Source organism: Streptomyces sp. NPDC047880 (assembly GCF_040706515.1).
Lineage (GTDB): Bacteria > Actinomycetota > Actinomycetes > Streptomycetales > Streptomycetaceae > Streptomyces.
In genome coordinates this window covers 396,138-415,102 of record NZ_JBEZOK010000002.1, presented here as the reverse complement: position 1 = coordinate 415,102, position 18,965 = coordinate 396,138, and the positions used below count along the sequence as shown (strand labels likewise).

At 71.1% G+C, this 18,965-nt stretch carries 20 protein-coding genes; 13 read left to right on the top strand and 7 right to left on the bottom strand.

All coding sequences use genetic code 11. The features are described from left to right. Positions 1 to 2: 2 nt before the first annotated feature. Positions 3 to 1,799: an AMP-dependent synthetase/ligase gene (locus AB0937_RS05785; RefSeq protein ID WP_366709697.1), complete on the bottom strand. Its 1,797-nt coding sequence runs from the start codon at positions 1,797 to 1,799 to the stop codon at positions 3 to 5. Between the two features lie 297 nt (positions 1,800 to 2,096). Between AB0937_RS05785 and AB0937_RS05780 the strand changes: the two genes are divergently transcribed. From AB0937_RS05780 to AB0937_RS05755, 6 genes are all read left to right on the top strand, one after another. Next, positions 2,097 to 2,894 (top strand): metallophosphoesterase, encoded by a 798-nt coding sequence (locus AB0937_RS05780; RefSeq protein WP_366709696.1) that lies wholly within the window; start codon positions 2,097 to 2,099, stop codon positions 2,892 to 2,894. A gap of 108 nt (positions 2,895 to 3,002) precedes the next feature. Further along, the gene (locus AB0937_RS05775) at positions 3,003 to 3,440 is read left to right on the top strand and encodes an SRPBCC family protein (protein ID WP_234750448.1); all 438 of its coding nucleotides are present in this window, start codon (positions 3,003 to 3,005) and stop codon (positions 3,438 to 3,440) included. Positions 3,441 to 3,548: 108 nt separating this feature from the next. Next, positions 3,549 to 4,718 carry an ArsA-related P-loop ATPase gene (locus AB0937_RS05770; RefSeq protein WP_366709694.1) on the top strand — a complete coding sequence of 390 codons (1,170 nt, stop codon included), beginning with the start codon at positions 3,549 to 3,551 and terminating at the stop codon, positions 4,716 to 4,718. 101 nt (positions 4,719 to 4,819) lie between these two features. Further along, complete coding sequence (locus AB0937_RS05765; protein ID WP_366709693.1) at positions 4,820 to 5,320, top strand: DUF5304 domain-containing protein; 501 nt, start codon at positions 4,820 to 4,822, stop codon at positions 5,318 to 5,320. Between the two features lie 129 nt (positions 5,321 to 5,449). Beyond that, on the top strand, positions 5,450 to 6,403 hold the full coding sequence (locus tag AB0937_RS05760) for an ROK family glucokinase (protein ID WP_361120170.1): 954 nt from the start codon (positions 5,450 to 5,452) through the stop codon (positions 6,401 to 6,403). Positions 6,404 to 6,541: 138 nt separating this feature from the next. Continuing rightward, positions 6,542 to 7,288: an endonuclease/exonuclease/phosphatase family protein gene (locus tag AB0937_RS05755; protein ID WP_366709691.1), complete on the top strand. Its 747-nt coding sequence runs from the start codon at positions 6,542 to 6,544 to the stop codon at positions 7,286 to 7,288. On the opposite strand, the gene AB0937_RS05750 is transcribed toward AB0937_RS05755, so the two are convergent. Together AB0937_RS05750 and AB0937_RS05745 are read right to left on the bottom strand one after the other, a co-directional pair. Further along, on the bottom strand, positions 7,285 to 7,914 hold the full coding sequence (locus AB0937_RS05750; RefSeq protein ID WP_366709690.1) for a hypothetical protein: 630 nt from the start codon (positions 7,912 to 7,914) through the stop codon (positions 7,285 to 7,287). The two genes, AB0937_RS05755 and AB0937_RS05750, sit on opposite strands and share 4 nt — an antisense overlap. Then, entirely contained in the window at positions 7,907 to 8,704 is a 798-nt protein-coding gene (locus AB0937_RS05745; protein WP_366709689.1) for an alpha/beta fold hydrolase, read from the bottom strand. The genes AB0937_RS05750 and AB0937_RS05745 overlap by 8 nt, the downstream gene beginning before the upstream one ends. A gap of 203 nt (positions 8,705 to 8,907) precedes the next feature. On the opposite strand from AB0937_RS05745, the gene AB0937_RS05740 reads away from it, so the two are divergent. Genes AB0937_RS05740 through AB0937_RS05725 form a run of 4 tightly spaced genes read left to right on the top strand, consistent with a single transcriptional unit; the run spans position 8,908 to position 12,815 of the window. Further along, positions 8,908 to 9,789: a lysophospholipid acyltransferase family protein gene (locus AB0937_RS05740; protein ID WP_366709688.1), complete on the top strand. Its 882-nt coding sequence runs from the start codon at positions 8,908 to 8,910 to the stop codon at positions 9,787 to 9,789. A 28-nt stretch (positions 9,790 to 9,817) separates the two neighbouring features. Next, positions 9,818 to 11,047: a DUF5931 domain-containing protein gene (locus tag AB0937_RS05735; protein ID WP_366709687.1), complete on the top strand. Its 1,230-nt coding sequence runs from the start codon at positions 9,818 to 9,820 to the stop codon at positions 11,045 to 11,047. After that, a complete protein-coding gene (locus AB0937_RS05730) occupies positions 11,044 to 11,733 on the top strand; it encodes a response regulator transcription factor (protein WP_366709686.1) in 690 nt (229 codons plus the stop codon). Before AB0937_RS05735 ends, AB0937_RS05730 begins: the two co-directional genes overlap by 4 nt. A gap of 53 nt (positions 11,734 to 11,786) precedes the next feature. Further along, positions 11,787 to 12,815, top strand: coding sequence for a 6-phosphofructokinase (locus AB0937_RS05725; RefSeq protein WP_366709685.1), 1,029 nt, complete (start codon positions 11,787 to 11,789; stop codon positions 12,813 to 12,815). Positions 12,816 to 12,879: 64 nt separating this feature from the next. On the opposite strand, the gene AB0937_RS05720 is transcribed toward AB0937_RS05725, so the two are convergent. Together AB0937_RS05720 and AB0937_RS05715 are read right to left on the bottom strand one after the other, a co-directional pair. Further along, positions 12,880 to 14,745, bottom strand: a complete 1,866-nt coding sequence (locus AB0937_RS05720; RefSeq protein WP_366709684.1) for an anthranilate synthase family protein — start codon at positions 14,743 to 14,745, stop codon at positions 12,880 to 12,882. 96 nt (positions 14,746 to 14,841) lie between these two features. Then, entirely contained in the window at positions 14,842 to 14,898 is a 57-nt protein-coding gene (locus tag AB0937_RS05715; RefSeq protein WP_078625594.1) for a trp operon leader peptide, read from the bottom strand. Positions 14,899 to 14,994: 96 nt separating this feature from the next. Between AB0937_RS05715 and AB0937_RS05710 the strand changes: the two genes are divergently transcribed. Together AB0937_RS05710 and AB0937_RS05705 are read left to right on the top strand one after the other, a co-directional pair. Continuing rightward, a complete protein-coding gene (locus AB0937_RS05710; RefSeq protein ID WP_366709682.1) occupies positions 14,995 to 16,347 on the top strand; it encodes a class II 3-deoxy-7-phosphoheptulonate synthase in 1,353 nt (450 codons plus the stop codon). Between the two features lie 165 nt (positions 16,348 to 16,512). Then, positions 16,513 to 16,746: a bacterioferritin-associated ferredoxin gene (locus tag AB0937_RS05705; protein WP_234750469.1), complete on the top strand. Its 234-nt coding sequence runs from the start codon at positions 16,513 to 16,515 to the stop codon at positions 16,744 to 16,746. A gap of 27 nt (positions 16,747 to 16,773) precedes the next feature. Here the strand turns inward: AB0937_RS05705 and bfr are convergent, their stop codons facing one another. Beyond that, complete coding sequence (gene bfr / locus AB0937_RS05700) at positions 16,774 to 17,250, bottom strand: bacterioferritin (RefSeq protein ID WP_366709680.1); 477 nt, start codon at positions 17,248 to 17,250, stop codon at positions 16,774 to 16,776. Positions 17,251 to 17,426: 176 nt separating this feature from the next. Here bfr and AB0937_RS05695 point away from each other — a divergent pair, with 176 nt between their 5' ends. After that, the gene (locus AB0937_RS05695) at positions 17,427 to 18,077 is read left to right on the top strand and encodes a sulfite oxidase-like oxidoreductase (protein WP_366709678.1); all 651 of its coding nucleotides are present in this window, start codon (positions 17,427 to 17,429) and stop codon (positions 18,075 to 18,077) included. A gap of 4 nt (positions 18,078 to 18,081) precedes the next feature. Here AB0937_RS05695 and AB0937_RS05690 read toward each other — a convergent pair whose 3' ends face one another. Beyond that, a complete protein-coding gene (locus tag AB0937_RS05690; protein WP_344457171.1) occupies positions 18,082 to 18,960 on the bottom strand; it encodes a deoxyribonuclease IV in 879 nt (292 codons plus the stop codon). Positions 18,961 to 18,965 lie beyond the last annotated feature (5 nt).

The window sequence follows — 18,965 nt, the reverse complement described above, 5'->3', positions numbered from 1 at the left end:
GGTCACTTCGCGTAGATCGCCTCGATCTCGTGCGCGTAGTCCTTCGCCACCACGTTCCGCTTCAGCTTCAGCGACGGCGTCAGGTGGCCCGACTCCTCCGTGAACTGGGAGTTCAGAATGCGGAACTTCCGCACCGATTCCGCCTTCGACACCGCGGCGTTGCCGTCGTCGATCGCCGCCTGGATCGCGGCCAGCAGGTCCGGGTCCTCGCTCAGCGACGCCGCGGTGGCACCCGCCGGCTTGCCGTGGTCGACGCACCAACGGCCCAGGAACTCCTCGTCGATGGTGACCAGCGCGCCCACGAACGGCCGCCCGTCGCCCACCACCATGCACTCCGCGACCAGCGCGTGCGCCCGGATGCGGTCCTCGATCACGGCCGGGGCGACGTTCTTGCCGCCCGCGGTGACGATGATCTCCTTCTTGCGGCCGGTGATCCTGAGGTAGCCGTCCTCGTCGAGGGTGCCGATGTCACCGGTGTGGAACCAGCCGTCGGCCAGCGCCTCGGCGGTCGCGCCGGGGTTGTTCCAGTACTCCTTGAACAGGTGCTCGCCGTGCAGCAGCACCTCGCCGTCGTCGGCGATCCGCACCACCGAGCCGGGCAGCGGCTGGCCGACCGTGCCGATCTTCTGCCGGTCCCAGGGGTTGAACGCGGTCGCCGCGCAGGTCTCGGTCAGGCCGTAGCCCTCCAGGACCGTGAAGCCGATGCCGCGGAAGAAGTGGCCGAGGCGCTCGCCGAGCGGGGCACCGCCGGAGATGGCGTACTCGCCGCGGCCGCCCAGGACCGCGCGGAGTTTGCTGTAGACGAGCTTGTCGAACGTCTTGTGCTTGATCCGCAGGCCGAGCGACGGGCCCGAGGGGGTGTCCAGCGCCTTGCTGTACGCGATGGCGGTGTCGGCGGCCTTGTCGAAGATCTTGCCCTTGCCGTCGGCCTGGGCCTTGGCGCGCGCCGAGTTGTAGACCTTCTCGAAGACCCGCGGCACACCGAGGATCAGCGTCGGACGGAACGCGGCCAGCTCGTCGGTGAGGTCCTTGATGTCCGGGACGCAGCCGAGCTTGATCGGCGCCATCATGGGCGCGATCTGCACCAGCCGGCCGAAGACGTGCGCGAGCGGCAGGAAGAGCAGCACGGAGCACTCACCGGTGCGGAACAGCGGGCGCAGCCGCTCCACGATGTTGCCGCACTCGGCGAAGAAGCTGCGGTGGGTGAGCACACAGCCCTTGGGGCGGCCGGTGGTGCCGGAGGTGTAGACGATGGTGGCGGGGTCGTCGGCCTTGGCGAACGAGCCGCGCTCCTCGACCGTCTCGTCGGTGACGTCCTGGCCGAGCCGGCCCAGCTCGTCGATGCCGCCGCCGTCGATCTGCCAGACGTGCTTCAGCGCCGGCAGCCGGTCGCGCACCGACTCGACGGCGGCCGCGTGGGCGTCCGACTCCACGACACAGGCGGTCGCGCCCGAGTCACCGAGGATCCACTGCACCTGCTCCGCCGAACTGGTCTCGTACACCGGCACGGTCACCGCGCCCGCGCTCCAGATCGCGAAGTCCATCAGCGTCCACTCGTACCGGGTGCGGGACATCAGGCCCACCCGGTCGCCCGGCTGGACACCGGCGGCGATCAGCCCCTTCGCCGCCGTGTGCACCTCGGCGAGGAACGTGGTGGCCGTGACGTCCTGCCAGTTGCCGCCGACCTTGCGGGCGATCACGGCGACGTCCGGGTGCTGCGCGGCGTTTCTGCGGACGATGTCGGTCAGATTTCCGTCCGCAGGGACCTCGTACAAAGCCGGAAGGCTGAACTCGCGCAAGACTGCTGCTCCTCATAGGGCGCCGGCGCCACGACGGTGTGTGCTGCGACGGTGCGGTCCAAGGCTCGGGGAAGTGCTCGCGCATTCACTTGTTGAAATGCGCAGCACGACTGGACTGGCCGGACGTTACCCGCCGGTATGGCTTCTACGACAGGGGGTCCCGTCGAGATGTTCGCTGCGTCACACAGTTGGGTATTCCTTTGCGCACAGTAGTCCACCCTCTAACTGACTGACCAGTAACCGCAGGTAGGGCCGCCACTGTTCACAAGGGCAGCGCCCGACCTACGCTTGATCGTCATGGCACCCACACCAGCCGGAAACCACCGGACGCGCGTCCACGTGGTCAGTGACGTCCACGGCAACGCCCGCGACCTGGCCAGGGCCGGCGAGGGCGCCGACGCCCTGATCTGCCTGGGCGACCTCGTCCTCTTCCTCGACTACGCCGATCACTCGCGCGGCATCTTCCCCGACCTGTTCGGCGTCGAGAACGCCGACCGCATCGTCGCGCTGCGCACCGCCCGCCGCTTCGAGGAGGCCAGGGCGTTCGGGGCCGGGTTGTGGGCCGGCCTCCAGGGGGACCGCGCCACGGTGATCGAGAAGGCGGTGCGCAAACAGTACGCCGAGCTGTTCGCCGCGTTCCCCACCCCTACGTACGCCACGTACGGCAACGTCGACATGCCGGCCCTGTGGCGCGAGTACGCGGGCCCAGGCACGACCGTCCTCGACGGCGAGCGCGTCGAGATCGGCGGACGGGTCTTCGGCTTCGTCGGCGGTGGCCTGCGCACCCCGATGCGGACGCCGTACGAGATCAGCGACGAGGAGTACGCGGCGAAGATCGAAGCCGTGGGCGAGGTCGACGTGCTCTGCACGCACATCCCGCCCGAGGTCCCCGAACTGGTCTACGACACCGTCGCCCGCCGCTTCGAACGCGGCAGCCGGGCTCTGCTGGACGCCATCCGCCGCACCCGGCCCCGGTACTCCCTCTTCGGGCACGTCCACCAGCCGCTGGCGGCCAGGATGCGGATCGGGGCCACGGAGTGCGTGAACGTGGGGCACTTCGCCGGGACCGGGCGGCCCTGGGCGCTGGAGTGGTGAGGTCGCCCCAGGTCGGGTGAGATCCGCGAGGCCCGTGCGCGGTAGCCTTCACGCTGCACACTCGTGCGCACGACCTCATAACGGCCCGCATCTGGAGGAGCCACGGCGATGGCGGAACACACCAGCTCGAGCATCACCATCGAGGCGGCCCCGGCCGACGTCATGGCGGTCATCGCCGATTTCGCCCGCTACCCGGACTGGACGGGCGAGGTGAAGGAGGCCGAGGTCCTCAAGACCGACGCCCAGGGCCGCGCCGAGCAGGTCCGCCTCGTCATGGACGCGGGCGCGATCAAGGACGACCAGATCCTCGGATACACCTGGACCGGCGAGAACGAGGTGTCCTGGACGCTGGTGAAGTCCCAGATGCTGCGCTCCCTGGACGGCTCGTACATCCTCAAGCCCGCCGGTGCGGGGGGTACGGAGGTCACGTACGCGCTGACCGTGGACGTCAAGATCCCGATGCTCGGGATGATCAAGCGGAAGGCCGAGAAGGTCATCATCGACCGGGCGCTGGCGGGACTGAAGAAGCGGGTCGAGTCCGCCTGATCGCATGACGCCGCTGGGGCACCCGGGCATGGTCCGCTGCGGGCGCATCGTGGTCACCCGCGCCGTTCCCCGCGCCCCTCTGGGGCGTCTGGGTTAGCGTTCATCCCCATGCGCACCATCCTGATCATGGGCCCCGGCGGCAGCGGGCGCACCACACTCGCTGCTGCCACCGCGCTCACCGCCGCCCGCGAGGGCAGCCGCACCCTCGTCCTCGGCACCGACCGCACCGACACCCTCGGTGCCGTCCTGGGCGTGCCCACGGGGCCGAAGCCGGTCGGGGCCGCACCCCGTCTCACCGCCTGGCGCCCCGACCCCGCAGGGGACTTCCGCAGGGACCTCGCCGCCCTCCAGGACCGTGCCTCCTCCGCTCTGGACCTCCTCGGCGCCTCCCGCCTCGACCCCGAGGAGCTCACCCCGCTGCCCGGCGCCGGGGAACTCGCCCTGCTGCGCGCCCTGCGCGACGCCGCGCTGTCGGAGAAGTACGACACCCTCGTCGTCGACCTCCCCCCGGCTCCCGAGGCGCTCGCCCTCCTCGCCCTGCCCGAGGAACTCCGCCGCTACCTGCGCCGCCTGCTTCCGCCGGAACGCCAGGCGGCCCGCGCCCTGCGCCCCGTCCTCGGCCGCCTCGCCGGTGTGCCCATGCCCGCCGAATGGCTGTACGAGACGGCGGCCCGCTGGGACCTGGAACTGGGAGCCGTCCAGGCGGTCATCGCCGACCACGGCACCGTCGTACGCCTGGTCGCCGAGCCCGGCCCGGCCGGCGGCGACGCGCTGCGCACCGCCCGTCTCGGCCTCGCCCTGCGCGGTCTGCGCACCGACGTGGTGGTCGCCAACCGCGTCCTGCCCGAGGCGTCCCCCGACACCTGGCTCGCCGGTCCGGTCGCCCAGCAGCGCAAGACGCTGGATGATTGGCGCGAGTCCTACGACGTCCGCACCGTCGCCCACCTCGGACGCGACCCGCGCGGCACCGACGACCTCACCGCCCTCGCCGTGCCCGGCACCGGGCAGCCGGCCCCCGCCGCCGACTGGTCCGTGACCGACCGGCTCGACGTGGACGGCGTGCTCGTCTGGGAGATCCCGCTGCCCGGCGCCATACGCGAGGAACTCGACCTCGTCCGGCGCGGGGACGAACTCGTCGTCACGGCGGGGACGTTCCGCCGGGTCGTCGCACTGCCCTCCGTGCTGCGCCGCTGCAGGGTCGACGGAGCCGCCCTGCGCGAGGGCGAACTGCGGATCCGCTTCGCGCCCGACCCGAAGCTGTGGCCGCAGGACCGCTGAGAGCAGCGGCGGAAAGGGCGAACACGGCCGGTCCTGGCCCGTGAACCCGGTACGCCCGTTCGGGTAACGTCGTAGGGGCAAACCGTAGTCAGGAGTCCGTCATGAGCGAAGATCTCCCCCCGTCCGGCGCCGCCCGCGAAGAGGCCGCGGACGACGTGCGGGTGACCGACGCCGACGCCTGGGCGACCGCCTGCGCCGAGGATCTCCAGGCGGAGAAGGACCGCCGCCGCGCCGAGTACGGTACGCCCCCCGGCTCCGCCGCTGAGGAGCTGAGGAAACTCGTGGACGCCGTCGCCGAGAAGCTGTCCGGTGCCCAGTCCCCGCTGCTCGGCGCGGTCGCGGGCCCTGCGGCCCAGGAGGTCGTGCGGCAGGTCGTGCAGCAGGCCAAGGACGCCGTGGAACCGGTCATCGAGCGCAATCCGGACGTCTTCGACCACCTGGCCGCCGCCGGGAACGAGCTGCTCGCCGCCTACCGCTCCGCCGTCCAGGCCCAGGAACGCCGCTGGGCCGGCCGTGACGACCGGAACGACCCCCCTGGCCAGGGCGAACGCCGGGACGGCGGCGACGACGCCGGCCCCGGGGAGCGCATCGACCTGGACTGAGCCCCCGGACCAGGCCGAGCGACGGCCCCGGAGCGGCCCGGGGTGCCCACCGTGCGGACGACAGCGAACCCGACGGCACGCCTCGGGTACCGTTGGCCGTAGCGGGGCTCGACCGAAACTGAGGGATTCATGGGACTCACCATCGGCGTCGACATCGGCGGCACGAAGATCGCGGCCGGCGTGGTCGATGAGGACGGCAACATCCTCTCGACCCACAAGGTGCCGACCCCGGGCACGGCTGAGGGCATCGTGGACGCCATCGCTTCGGCGGTGGACGGCGCACGCGTCGGACACGACATCGTCGGCGTGGGCATCGGTGCCGCCGGCTACGTGAACCGGCAGCGCTCCGAGGTCTACTTCGCGCCCAACATCCACTGGCGCAACGAGCCGCTCAAGGAGAAGGTCGAGGCCCGCGTGGGCCTCCCGGTGGTCGTGGAGAACGACGCGAACGCCGCGGCGTGGGGCGAGTACAAGTTCGGTGCCGGCAAGGGCCACCGCAACGTCATCTGCATCACCCTCGGCACCGGCCTCGGCGGCGGCATCATCATCGGCAACAAGCTGCGCCGCGGGCACTTCGGCGTCGCCGCGGAGTTCGGCCACATCCGCATGGTGCCGGACGGACTGCTGTGCGGCTGCGGCTCGCAGGGCTGCTGGGAGCAGTACGCGTCGGGCCGGGCGCTGGTGAGGTACGCCAAGCAGCGCGCCAACGCCACCCCCGAGAACGCCGAGGTGCTGCTCGGCCTCGGCAACGGCACGCCCGACGGCATCGAGGGCAAGCACATCTCCATGGCCGCCCGCCAGGGCGACCGGGTGGCCGTCGACTCCTACCGCGAACTGGCCCGCTGGGTCGGCGCGGGCCTCGCCGACCTCGCCTCCCTCTTCGACCCGTCCGCCTTCATCGTCGGCGGCGGCCTCTCCGACGAGGGCGAACTGGTCCTGGGCCCGATCCGCAAGTCCTACAAACGCTGGCTGGTGGGCGGCAACTGGCGCCCGGTGGCCGAGGTCCGCGCGGCGGAACTGGGCAACAAGGCGGGCCTGGTGGGCGCGGCGGACCTGGCGCGGGAACCCGACCCGATCATGTAGTTCGCCCTCGGGTGACGCACCTCAGGGGCGCGGGGCTGTATTGATGCGCGGCTCCGCCGCGTGAGCGCGACAAGCCACGAACGACCGGCACTCGCGCACAACCCCGCGCCCCGACCCCTTTGGGCGTAAATTGATCACATGTCGCTGCTCCCCAACTCGCGTACAGAACCCGACGGTTCCGCAGTCATCAGGGTCCTCAGCTACAACATCCGCTCCATGCGCGACGACACCGATGCCCTGGCCCGCGTCATCAAGGCGTGCGAGCCCGACCTCGTCCTCATCCAGGAAGCCCCCCGCTTCTTCCGCTGGCGGAAGAAACTCGCCCGTCTGGCTCTCGCGTCCGACCTGGTGATCGTCACCGGCGGCGCGACCACCACGGGACCGGCGATCCTCAGCTCGCTCCGGGTGGGTGTCGAACGCACGGAGGACGTCCTCCTGCCCCCGACTCCGGGCCTGCACCGACGCGGCTTCGCCACCGCCGTCGTCCGCATCGCCGGCACGCGCCTCGGCGTCCTCAGCTGCCACCTCTCCCTGCAGAAGGAGGAGCGCCTCGAGCAGTCCGGCATGCTGCTGGACCGGCTCGCCGGCATGGGGGTGGAGCACATGATCGCCGGCGGTGACCTCAACGAACGCCCCGAAGGCCCGGCCTTCCGCCGGCTGGCCGCCGGCCTGACCGACTGCCGGGCCGCGGCCCCCTGGGGCGGCGAGCACACCTGGACGCCCGCCGACCCCTACCAGCGCATCGACGCGATCTTCGCGACGAAGGGCATCGAGGTGCTGGGTTGCGGTGTGCCGTCCGATCAGCCGGGGGTGTCCGACGCAGACCTGAGGGCGGCCACGGACCACCTTCCGGTCCTGGCCGCCCTCAGAGTCCCGGCGTCCTAGACGACCGCGCCCCTGCCTGGGTCGTCGTCCTCCTCGTCGTCCGTCCGCATGCGCATCACCAGCGTCGCGAACCCGCCGAGGAAACCGCCGATCCCCAGCGTGGTCAGCCACCAGGTCATGTCCCAGCCGAGCAGCACGGCCAGCAGGAGCAGCACCGGCCCGCCGAGCACACCGAGCCAGGCGAACTTGGCGGTGGGGTCGGCGGTGGGCAGCGGGGGCGGCTCCGGGGGCACGAAGTGGCCTTCGTCGTCCTCGTCGAAGTCGTCCTCGGCGGGCTCGGGCGTGGTGTAGTCGCGCGGGCCGACGCCGGGCGCGAAGGAGACCGAACCGCCCAGGGGCCTCGCCGGCTCGTCCCCGGAATCCCCGGCCTGCTCCGGCTCGGCCGGCTTCACCGCGTCCCCCGACTTCACGGCCGTGTCGCCCCGGTCGCCGTCCAGTACGGCGTCGTTGGGACCGCTCGCCGGCAGGGCCAGGTCCTCGACGGACTTGAACGGCTTGGCGCCCGGCGGGTCCGGCGGTTCCTCGCCGTACCCGGCGACGATCGCCGCCCAGGCGGCCTCCTCGTCGAAGGGGACGCCCTTCTCGTCCGGCTCCCGGCCCTCGCGGTCGGAGTCGTGCTCAGCCACCTGCGGTCGTCCCTTCCTTGCCGAGCCCGGGCTCCTTGCCGAGGCCGGACGCGATGCGGCGGATGAACGCGAGGCTCTCCTCATGGATCCGGTCCGCGTCATGGTCCAACGTGGCGACGTGGTAGCTCTGTTCCAGGATGACCTCCTTCACGTCCCTCGACGAGATGCGGCTGAGGATCCGGGCGCTGTCGGCGGGCGGCACGACATGGTCCTGCGGGCTGCGCAGCAGCACCACGGGCTGGGTGACCTGCGGCAGCTCGCCGTCGACCATCCGGAAGAACTGCCGCAGCGAGTGCGCCGCGTGCAGCGGCACCCGGTCGTAGCCGAGCTCCTTGCCGTCCGGCTTGGCGATGTCGCTGGCGATGCCCTTCGTCGCCGGGACGAGGTGGCGCACCACCGGCAGGGCGTGCGCGGCCAGGCCGTGCACCTTGTTCGCGGGGTTGACCACCACGACACCGCGGACGGCGTCGCCGTGCTTCGCGGCCAGCCGCAGGGCCAGCGCGCCGCCCATGGACAGACCGGCCACGAAGACCGTCTCGCGGCGCTCGCACAGCAGGCGCAGCTCGCGGTCCACCTCCGCGTACCAGTCCTGCCAGCCGGTGATCCGCAGGTCCTCCCAGCGCGTGCCGTGACCGGGCAGCAGCGGCAGGGAGACGGTCATGCCGTGGTCGGCGAGGTGCTCCGCCCAGGGGCGCAGCGACTGCGGGGATCCGGTGAAGCCGTGGCAGAGGAGGACGGCGACCTCTCCGCCCTCGTGGTGAAACGGCTCGGCTCCGGCGAGGACCGGCACGTTCGGCCTCCTGGTCGGTGAGAAGGGACTGGCACGATCACGGAATGTCACGGAACGTCATGGAAGGGGTCGCACGTCGTTCGCGAGACCTTCACCGTACGCGACCGCACTGACACCGACCAGGGCCGTCGGCGCCTTTGACAGCGCTCCGGGTTAAGGTCTGTTCGACACATACAGGAGGCACTCGGTTGTTGTACGGCGCGATGAAGGTCGCTGTTGGGGGACCGCTGAAGGTCGCCTTCAGGCCCTGGGTGGAAGGCCTGGAGAACGTTCCCGCAGAAGGCTCCGCGATCCTGGCGAGCAACCACCTGTCCTTCTCGGACTCGTTCTTCCTGCCCGCGGTCCTGGACCGCAAGGTCACGTTCATCGCGAAGGCCGAGTACTTCACCACGCCCGGTGTGAAGGGACGGCTCACGGCCGCCTTCTTCAAGGGCGTCGGCCAGCTCCCCGTGGACCGCTCCGGTGCGCGCGGCGCGGGTGAGGCCGCCATCAAGAGCGGCGTAGAGGTGCTGGAGCGCGGTGAGCTGTTCGGGATCTACCCGGAGGGCACGCGCTCGCCCGACGGACGGCTCTACCGGGGCAAGCCCGGCGGCCTCGCGCGTGTCGCGCTCGCGACCGGCGCGCCCGTCATCCCCGTCGCCATGATCGACACGGAGAAGATCCAGCCGCCCGGGAAGGTCATGCCGAAGCTGATGCGGCCCGGCATCCGGATCGGCAAGCCCCTGGACTTCAGCCGCTACCAGGGCATGGAGCACGACCGGTTCGTGCTGCGCGCGGTGACCGACGAGGTCATGTACGAGATCATGAAGCTCTCCGGCCAGGAGTACGTCGACATGTACGCGACGGCCATGAAGCGGCAGCTCACGGAAGCGGCCAAGGCGGAGAAGGAAGCCGAGAAGGCGGCGAAGGCCGCCCTCGCCCGGGCGGAGAAGGAACAGGCCGAGAAGGAAAAGGCCGAGAGGCACGAGGCCGAGAAGAATCAGGCCGAGCAGCAAGAGGCCGGGAACGAGCAGGCCGAGCAGCAGGAAAACGGCAAGCAAGAGCAGGCGGAACAGCAGACGGAGCGGCGGCGGACCGAGCCCTAGCCGGGGCTCGGGCCGGGGGGCGGGGGAGATGGCCAAGCGCGAGCGCGTCATGAGAATGTCGGTCGAGCAGCCGCTGTGGCGTGCGCTCAGCGCCTACCGGGTGCTCACGATGCTGTATGCGGTCGGCCTGTTCGCCACCGCCTTCGAGGAGTTCACCCGCCCCTGGATCGCCGTCGTCTTCTTCGCCGTGCTGTGCGGCTGGACCCTGGCCACCCTGCCCAGGGTGGCGAACGCGGCCCGCTGCACCAGGCGGTTCCTCGCCGCCGACCTGACCATCGCCCTCACCGGCATCCTGCTCACCCCCGTCGCCGACGCCCACGAGCGGGTCCAGTCGGGCGGCCCGACCCTGCCGTCGATCTGGACCGCCGGCGCCGTCCTCGCCTTCGCCATCAAGGGCGGCTGGCGCTGGGCGGCCCTCGCCTCCGGACTCGTGGCCGTCGCCAACCTGGTCGAGCGCGGCAGCCCGGCCCGGGACACCGTCCACAACGTCATCCTGGTCTGCATCGCCTCCATCGCCATCGGCTACGTCGTCGAGGTGGCCCGCGCCTCCGAGCGCACCCTCGCCCGCGCCCTGGAGATCGAGGCCGCCACCCGGGAGCGGGAGCGCCTCGCCCGGGACATCCACGACAGCGTGCTGCAGGTGCTGGCGATGGTGCAGCGCCGCGGGGCCGTGATCGGGGGAGAGGCGGCCGAGCTGGGCCGGATGGCCGGCGAGCAGGAGGTCGCGCTGCGCACCCTGGTCTCCGGCGGGCTGGTGCCGGTGTCGCGGGTCTCGGAGGACGCCGCCGAGGGCGCGGTCGTCCGGGCCGTCGACGAGGAGGAGCCGGAGCCGAGCGGCCCCGTCGACCTGCGCGCCCTGCTCGCACCGTACGCGGGGGCCCTGGTCAGCCTCGCCGAGCCCGGCGCGCCCGTGCCGCTGCCGCCGGTCGCGGCCCGTGAGGTGGCCGCCGCCGTCGGGGCAGCCCTGGACAACGTCCGCCGGCACGCCGGTCAGGACGCGCGGGCGTGGATCCTGGTCGAGGACGAGCCCGACGAGGTGATCGTCACCGTACGGGACGACGGACCCGGCATCCCCGAGGGGCGGCTGGACCAGGCCGAGGGCGAGGGGCGGCTGGGCGTCGCCCTGTCGATCCGCGGCCGGCTGCGCGACCTGGGCGGCAGCGCGGAACTGATCTCGGTGCCCGGTCAGGGCACGGAGGTCGAGCTGAAGGTACCGAAGGACGTGGCGAGCACACGGGGGAAGGCGGAGCAGCGATGACGGAGAGTGCCGAAGACCGGCAGGACCCGATCAAGGTCATGGTCGTCGACGACCACCCCATGTGGCGCGACGCGGTCGCCCGCGACCTCGCCGAGTCGGGTTTCGAGGTGGTCGCCACCGCGGGCGACGGCGAGCAGGCCGTACGCCGCGCCAGGGCCGCCGCCCCCGATGTCCTCGTGCTCGACCTGAACCTGCCGGCCAAGCCCGGCGTGCAGGTCTGCAAGGAGGTCGTCGCCGCGAACCCGGCCCTGCGGGTGCTCGTGCTGTCCGCGAGCGGCGAGCACGCCGACGTCCTGGAGGCCGTGAAGTCCGGGGCGACCGGCTATCTGCTGAAGTCCGCCTCCACCGGGGAACTGCAGGAAGCGGTCCGCCGCACGGCCGTCGGCGACCCGGTCTTCACCCCCGGCCTCGCCGGACTGGTCCTCGGTGAGTACCGCCGCCTGGCCTCCGAACCCGGCCCGGCCCCCGACACCGACGAACCCAAGGCGCCCCGGCTCACCGACCGCGAGACCGAGGTGCTGCGCCTGGTCGCCAAGGGCCTGAGCTACAAGCAGATCGCCGAACGCCTGGTCATCTCCCACCGCACGGTGCAGAACCACGTCCAGAACACCCTCGGCAAGCTCCAGCTGCACAACCGCGTGGAACTCGTCAGGTACGCGATAGAGCGGGGCCTCGACGACGAGTGAGGCGCACGTCACACTGACCCTTCGTCAGGTACCTGTGCCGAAGGGACTGTTCCATGCGCGTCGGAGTACTGACCGGAGGCGGCGACTGCCCCGGCCTCAACGCCGTCATCCGGGCCGTCGTCCGCAAGGGCGTGCAGGAGTACGGCTACGAATTCACCGGTTTCCGGGACGGCTGGCGAGGAGTCATGGAAGGCGACACCGTCCGGCTCGACATCCCCGCCGTACGCGGCATCCTGCCCCGCGGCGGCACGATCCTCGGCTCCTCGCGGACCAATCCGCTGAAGGCGCGAAACGGCATTGGCCGCATCGGGGAGACCCTGGCCGGGCTGGAGGTGGAGGCGCTCATCGCCATCGGCGGCGAGGACACCCTGGGCGTGGCCGCCCGCCTGTCCGACGAACACGGCGTGCCCTGCGTGGGCGTGCCGAAGACCATCGACAACGACCTGTCCGCCACCGACTACACCTTCGGCTTCGACACCGCCGTCGGCATCGCCACCGAGGCCATCGACCGGCTGCACACCACCGCCGAGTCCCACATGCGGGTCCTGGTCGTCGAGGTGATGGGCCGGCACGCCGGCTGGATCGCCCTCCACTCGGGCCTGGCCGGCGGCGCCAACGTCATCCTCATCCCCGAGCAGCGCTTCGACGTCGAGCAGGTGTGCGCCTGGGTGACCTCCCGTTTCCGGGCGTCGTACGCGCCGATCGTGGTCGTCGCCGAGGGCGCGATGCCGAAGGACGGAGACATGGTCCTCAAGGACCAGTCCCTGGACTCCTTCGGGCACGTCCGGCTGTCCGGGGTCGGGGAGTGGCTCGCCAAGGAGATCGAGAAGCGCACGGGCAACGAGGCCCGCACCACGGTCCTGGGACACGTCCAGCGCGGCGGCACCCCCAGCGCCTTCGACCGCTGGCTCGCCACCCGCTTCGGCCTGCACGCCATCGACTGCGTCCACGACCGCGACTTCGGCCGGATGGTCGCCCTGCGCGGCACCGACATCGTCCGCGTCCCCATCGCCGACGCCACCGCCCGGCTGAAGACGGTCGACCCCGCGCTGTACGAGGAGGTCGGGGTCTTCTTCGGCTGAGTTCTCCGGCTGACCACCGGGCAGCCGCTGCCGGCCGGGGCCGTACGACCCCGGCCGACCCGCACTACACCGACGGCGCGTTCGTCCCCCGCAGCTGCCGCACCAGCTCCCGCACGATCGCGGCCCCGTTCAGCGTCAGCACCGACTCCGGGTGGAACTGGACCCCGGCGAAGCGCGGGCCGCGCAGCGCGTGCACCTCACCGTTCTCGGCGCGCGAGACCTCGACGCCGTGCGCCGACAGCTCGGTCGCCGCCTCGTCGTCGCAGCGCGCCACGAAGCTGTTGTAGAACCCGACGGTCTCCCGCCGCCCGAACAGCTCGATCTCCGTCTGCGCCCCCTGGTACGGCACGTCCTTGCGCACGATGTCCAGCCCCAGCTCGGCCGCGATCAGCTCGTGCCCCAGGCAGACGCCCAGCACGCCCTGCCGTTCACCCCTGATCACCTCGGTGGTGAGGGAGCGCAGGAACCGCATCTTCGGATCCGCCAGGTCGGACGGGTCTCCGGGCCCGGGCCCCAGCACCACCGGACCGTCGTGCCCGAGCACCACCTCCCGCAGCCCCGGCTCGTCGTACCGCCGCACGCTCACCGCCAGTCCGCCGGCTCGCAGCAGGTGCGCGAGCATCGCCGTGAAGGTGTCCTCGCCGTCGACGACCAGGGCGTGTCCCGCCGGTTCCGGCGAACGCTCCTGCATCCGCAGCCAGAAGGGCGCGAGCGAGGCCCGGCGTCCGTCCAGCGCCGCCCGCACCCGAGGGTCGTCGGCGAGGCGCGGCCGCGTCCGCTCCGCACGCGGCCGGGACGGCCCCACCCCCAGAGCCGCCAGCACACCCGCCGCCTTGGCGTGGGTCTCGGCCACCTCGCTCGCCGGGTCGGAGCCGCGCACCAGCGTCGCGCCGACCGGCACCCGCAGCCGTCCGCCCGCGTCGACGTCGGCGGTGCGGATCAGGATGGGGGAGTCCAGGGTCTGGAGCCCGCCCGCGTCCCGGCCGATCAGGGCCAGGGCCCCCGCGTAGTACCCGCGCCCTCCGCTCTCGTGCCGTTCGATCACCCGGCAGGCGTTCTGCACCGGCGAGCCGGTGACGGTCGCCGCGAACATGGTCTCCTTCAGCACCTCCCGCACGTCCAGGGTCGACCTGCCGCGCAGCTCGTACTCGGTGTGCGCGAGGTGCGCCATCTCCTTCAGCCGGGGGCCGACGACCACTCCGCCCATGTCGCCGACGGTGCACATCATCTTGAGCTCCTCGTCGACGACCATCGACAGCTCCTCGATCTCCTTGCCGTCGGCGAGGAAGTCCAGCAGGTGCTCGGGCGTCGGCCCCTCGGCGGGGTAGCGGTAGGTGCCGCTGATCGGGTTCATGACGACCGTGCCGCCGGACATCCGCACGTGCACCTCGGGGCTGGCCCCGATCAGCGTGCGGTCCCCGGTGTGCACGACGAACGTCCAGTACGCCCCGCGCTCGCCCTCCAGCAGCCGCCGGAACAGCGCCAGCGCGTCGGCCCGGCCGAAGCCGGGGATCTCGCCCGCGTACGTCCGGCGGATCACGAAGTTCGCACCCGCGCCCTGCCCGATCTCCTCGCGCAGCACGCGCCCGACGATCTGCGCGTACTCCTCGTCGGCGACGTCGAAACCACCGCCCTCGACGCGTACCTCGTGCGCCGGGAGCTGCGCCAGGGCGTCAACCAGCGGGACGCCGTACGACTCCTCGGGTGTGAGTGCCAGCAGGGGCGTGCCGTCGTCGCGGACGTCGAAGCCGCGCTCGCGGATCTGCCGGAAGGGCACCAGCGCCAGGCTCCGGTCGGGGAGGTCGGCGAGCCGGTCGTACGAGGCGACCGGGCCGATCAGGACCTCGACCACATCGTGGTCGTGGCCCGGGGTGCGGCGGCGCAGCAGGGCGAACGGACGGGAGTCGTCCGGCAGGCCGAGCAGGTTCATGGGTCCGTACTCCATCTCGGTGGGAGAGGAACGGACCCCGGGAAACACCGAAGGCCGCCCCTCGGGCGGCCTTCGCGAAGTCTTGAGTACGCGCAGTCAGCGGGCCGCCGGATGAGCGGTCCACCACCAGGTCTGGGTCGAATGCGCGAACATGCGACGCACCCTACCCCATGTCCGAGGGGTGTTCGGGGTGTCTCACTTGCTGGGCATGGGTCAGGACGCCCGACACGACCCCGTAGTGTTGGTGGCGTGACCGTGAACGCTAAGACCAGCGCGAGTGCTGGCAACACCTGGCGAAACCTGCCCGCGGCGCAGCAGCCCGAGTACCCCGACCCCGAGGCTCTGCGCGCAGTCGTTGCGGACCTCGAGTCGTATCCGCCGCTCGTCTTCGCGGGCGAGTGCGATCAGCTGCGCGCCCGGATGGCTGCCGTCGCCAAGGGAGAGGCGTTCCTCCTCCAGGGCGGCGACTGCGCCGAGGCCTTCGACGCGGTGTCCGCCGACCACATCCGCAACAAGCTCAAGACCCTGCTGCAGATGGGCGCCGTGCTGACGTACGCCGCGTCCGTGCCGGTGGTCAAGGTCGGGCGCATCGCCGGCCAGTACTCCAAGCCGCGCTCCAAGCCGACCGAGACCCGCGACGGCGTGACGCTGCCGACCTACCGCGGTGACTCCGTCAACGGCTTCGACTTCACCGAAGAGGCCCGCGTCCCGGACCCCGAGCGGCTGAAGCGGATGTACCACGCCTCCGCCTCCACGCTGAACCTGGTGCGCGCCTTCACCACCGGCGGCTACGCCGACCTGCGCCAGGTGCACGCCTGGAACCAGGACTTCGTGAAGTCGTCCCCGTCGGGGCAGCGCTACGAGCAGCTGGCGCGCGAGATCGACAACGCGCTGAACTTCATGCACGCCTGCGGGACCGACCCGGAGGAGTTCAAGACGGTCGAGTTCTACGCCTCGCACGAGGCGCTGCTGCTCGACTACGAGTCCGCGCTGACCAGGGTCGACTCGCGCACCGGGCAGCTGTACGACGTCTCCGGCCACATGGTGTGGATCGGTGAGCGCACCCGGCAGCTGGACCACGCGCACATCGAGTTCGCCTCGAAGATCCGCAACCCGATCGGCATCAAGCTGGGTCCGACGACGACGGCCGAGGACGCGCTGCAGTACATCGAGCGCCTCGACCCCGAGCGTGAGCCGGGCCGGCTGACCTTCATCGTCCGCATGGGCGCCGACAAGGTCCGCGACAAGCTCCCCGAGCTGGTGGAGAAGGTCACCGCCTCGGGCGCGACCGTGGCCTGGGTGACGGACCCGATGCACGGCAACACCTTCGAGGCGGCCTCCGGGCACAAGACCCGCCGCTTCGACGACGTGCTCGACGAGGTCAAGGGGTTCTTCGAGGTCCACAAGGCCCTCGGCACCCACCCGGGCGGCATCCATGTGGAGCTCACCGGCGACGACGTCACGGAATGCGTGGGCGGCGGCGACGAGATCTTCGTCGACGACCTGCACCAGCGCTACGAGACGGCCTGCGACCCCCGGCTCAACCGCAGCCAGTCGCTCGACCTGGCGTTCCTCGTGGCCGAGATGTACAGGGACCAGTGATGTACAGGGGCCAGTGACGGGTCCGCCTGTTACCGGGGCAAGGACTGGGGCGCGGATCACACGATCCGCGCCCCGCTCCACTTTTGTGCTCCGGACCCGACGGGTAAGGTTAGGTTAGCCTCACCGATCAACGGGGACGGCAGCACAGATCAACCCCGTCGGGAGGTGAACCGCGTGTACGTCTGCAGTTGCTTCGGGATCACCGAGCAGCAGGTCAAGCAGCACGCGGACGGCGGTGCCTGCACTCCCCGCCAGATCGCCTCCGCCTGCAAGGCGGGTACGGACTGCGGCTCCTGTGTGCGCCGTATCCAGGCGATCCTCGGCAGGGGTTCCTGCCCGCGCCGCGATCTGGCCGACCGCGGTGAGCCGGTCCTCGCGGAACTGGACGACGCCGCCTGACGGCAGCCGGGACTCTGCGGACACGACCTAGCTCGGCTGCTCGATCTGCTGCGCGATGTACAGCGCCTCGCCGAGCTTCTCGATCAGGTCCAGCTGTGTGTCCAGGTAGTCGATGTGGTGCTCCTCGTCCGCGAGGATGTCCTCGAAGAGGTTCGCGGACGTGATGTCGCCCTTGGTGCGCATCACCTCGATCCCGCGCTTGAGCCGGTCGATCGCCTCGACCTCGACCTGCCGGTCCGCCTGGAACATCTCGGTGACCGTCTGGCCGACACGTACGTGGAAGAGGCGCTGGTAGTTCGGCAGGCCGTCCAGCATGAGGATGCGCTCGGTGATCCTGTCCGCGTGCTTCATCTCGTCGATGGATTCTTCACGCGTGTACTTGGCGAGTTTGGTCCAGCCGTTGTTGTCCTGGATCCGGTAGTGCAGCCAGTACTGGTTGATCGCCGTCAGCTCGCCGGTCAACTGCTCGTTGAGGAATTCGAGGACCTCGGGGTCGCCCTGCATCGCAGAGGCTCCTTCCGCGCGGGGGGAACTGGCAGGTTGCGCCGCATGATTCCACTGGCGGAGAAGATCGTCCAGTAAGTGTTCACTTAGTAAGTAAGGGCATGCTTAGTCCATTTTGTGCAGCTCTGGGATGGCCTCGGTCAGGGGCACCACCCCGGGTCTGTCAGGATGGAGTCATGGGTCAGCCGCTGGAACACGAATCGGGAGAAGGGCGCGATCCAGCAGGAGCGACGCAGCCGGAGCTGCCCCCGGGACAGCGGTTGCAACGCGGCTGGCCGGTCACGCACTACGGGCCCGTGCCCAAGTTCCGGCCCGAGCGCTGGGAGTTCCGCGTCTTCGGCGCCACCGCCGACGGCGGCAAGCACTGCTGGAGCCACGAGGAGTTCACGGCCCTGCCGCACACCACCGTCGTGGCCGACCTGCACTGCGTCACGAAGTTCAGCATGCTGGGCGCCGAGTGGGGCGGCATCCCCGCGCGCACGCTGCTGGACCTCGCACCGCCCGCTGACGATGTCACCCATGTGATGGTGTGGGCCGAGTACGGATTCAGCTCCAACCTCCGGCTGTCCGACTTCGCCGACGAACGTGTCCTGTTCGCCACCCACAAGGACGGCGAACTGCTCACCGCCGAGCACGGCTTCCCGCTGCGCCTGATCGTCCCTCACCTCTACGCCTGGAAAGGACCGAAGTGGGTCCGCGGCGTGGAGTACATGACCGCCGACCGGCGGGGTTTCTGGGAGGAGCGCGGCTACCACAACATCGGCGACCCCTGGCGGGAACAGCGCTACTCCTACCAGGAGGAGCCCGGGGACGGCCCCGACCTCTGAGGCGTCAGCCGTCGCGCAGCTTCTTCAGCCGTTCCACGTCGGCCGCGTGCCCCTGCTTACCGCCCGGCGTCTCGATGATCAGCGGCACGCCCGCGGTCGCGGGGTGCGTCATCAGCGCCCGGAACGGGTCCTCACCGATGTGGCCGACGCCGATGTTCTCGTGCCGGTCCTTGTGCGCGCCCACCACGTCCTTGGAGTCGTTGGCGTGGATCAGCTTCAGCCGGCCCTCGCCGACCGTGTCCACCAGCAGGTCCAGCGTCTGGTGCATACCGCTCGGGCCGGTCAGGTCGTGCCCGGCGGCGTAGATGTGGCAGGTGTCCAGGCACACGCCCAGCATCGGATGGGCGTCCAGCGCCTCGAAGTACGGGCCGAAGTCCCACGTCCGCGAGCACAGCGAGGCGCCCTGGCCCGCCGTCGACTCCAGCAGCAGGAACGGGTCGTCGTCATGGGTCAGCTCGTCCAGCAGCGGCAGCAGGTGCTCCCGTACCTGCTTCAGCGCCACCGACCGCTCCCGGCCGCCGGTCGCGCTGCCGGTGTGCACGACCACGCCCAGCGCCCCGATCTCCCGCCCGCGCCGCAGGGAGTGCCGCAGCGACTCCACCGACCGCTCCACGGTCGCCTCGGTGTGCGAACCGAAGTTGATCAGATAGGGGGCGTGCACGTACGCCGGGATCGACCCGTCCGCGCACGCCGCGCGGAACGCCTCGTCCTGCTTCGGGTTCCCGGTCGGTGTGGCCCAGCCCCGCGGGTTGGCGACGAAGACCTGGACGGCCTCCGCCTCCAGATCACGGGCGTACGACAGACCGACGGAGTGGAGCCCACCGGCGACGGGGACGTGGCCGCCCACCGGGTTGCGGGAGGGGCCGGACAGCTGACTGTTCACCCGTT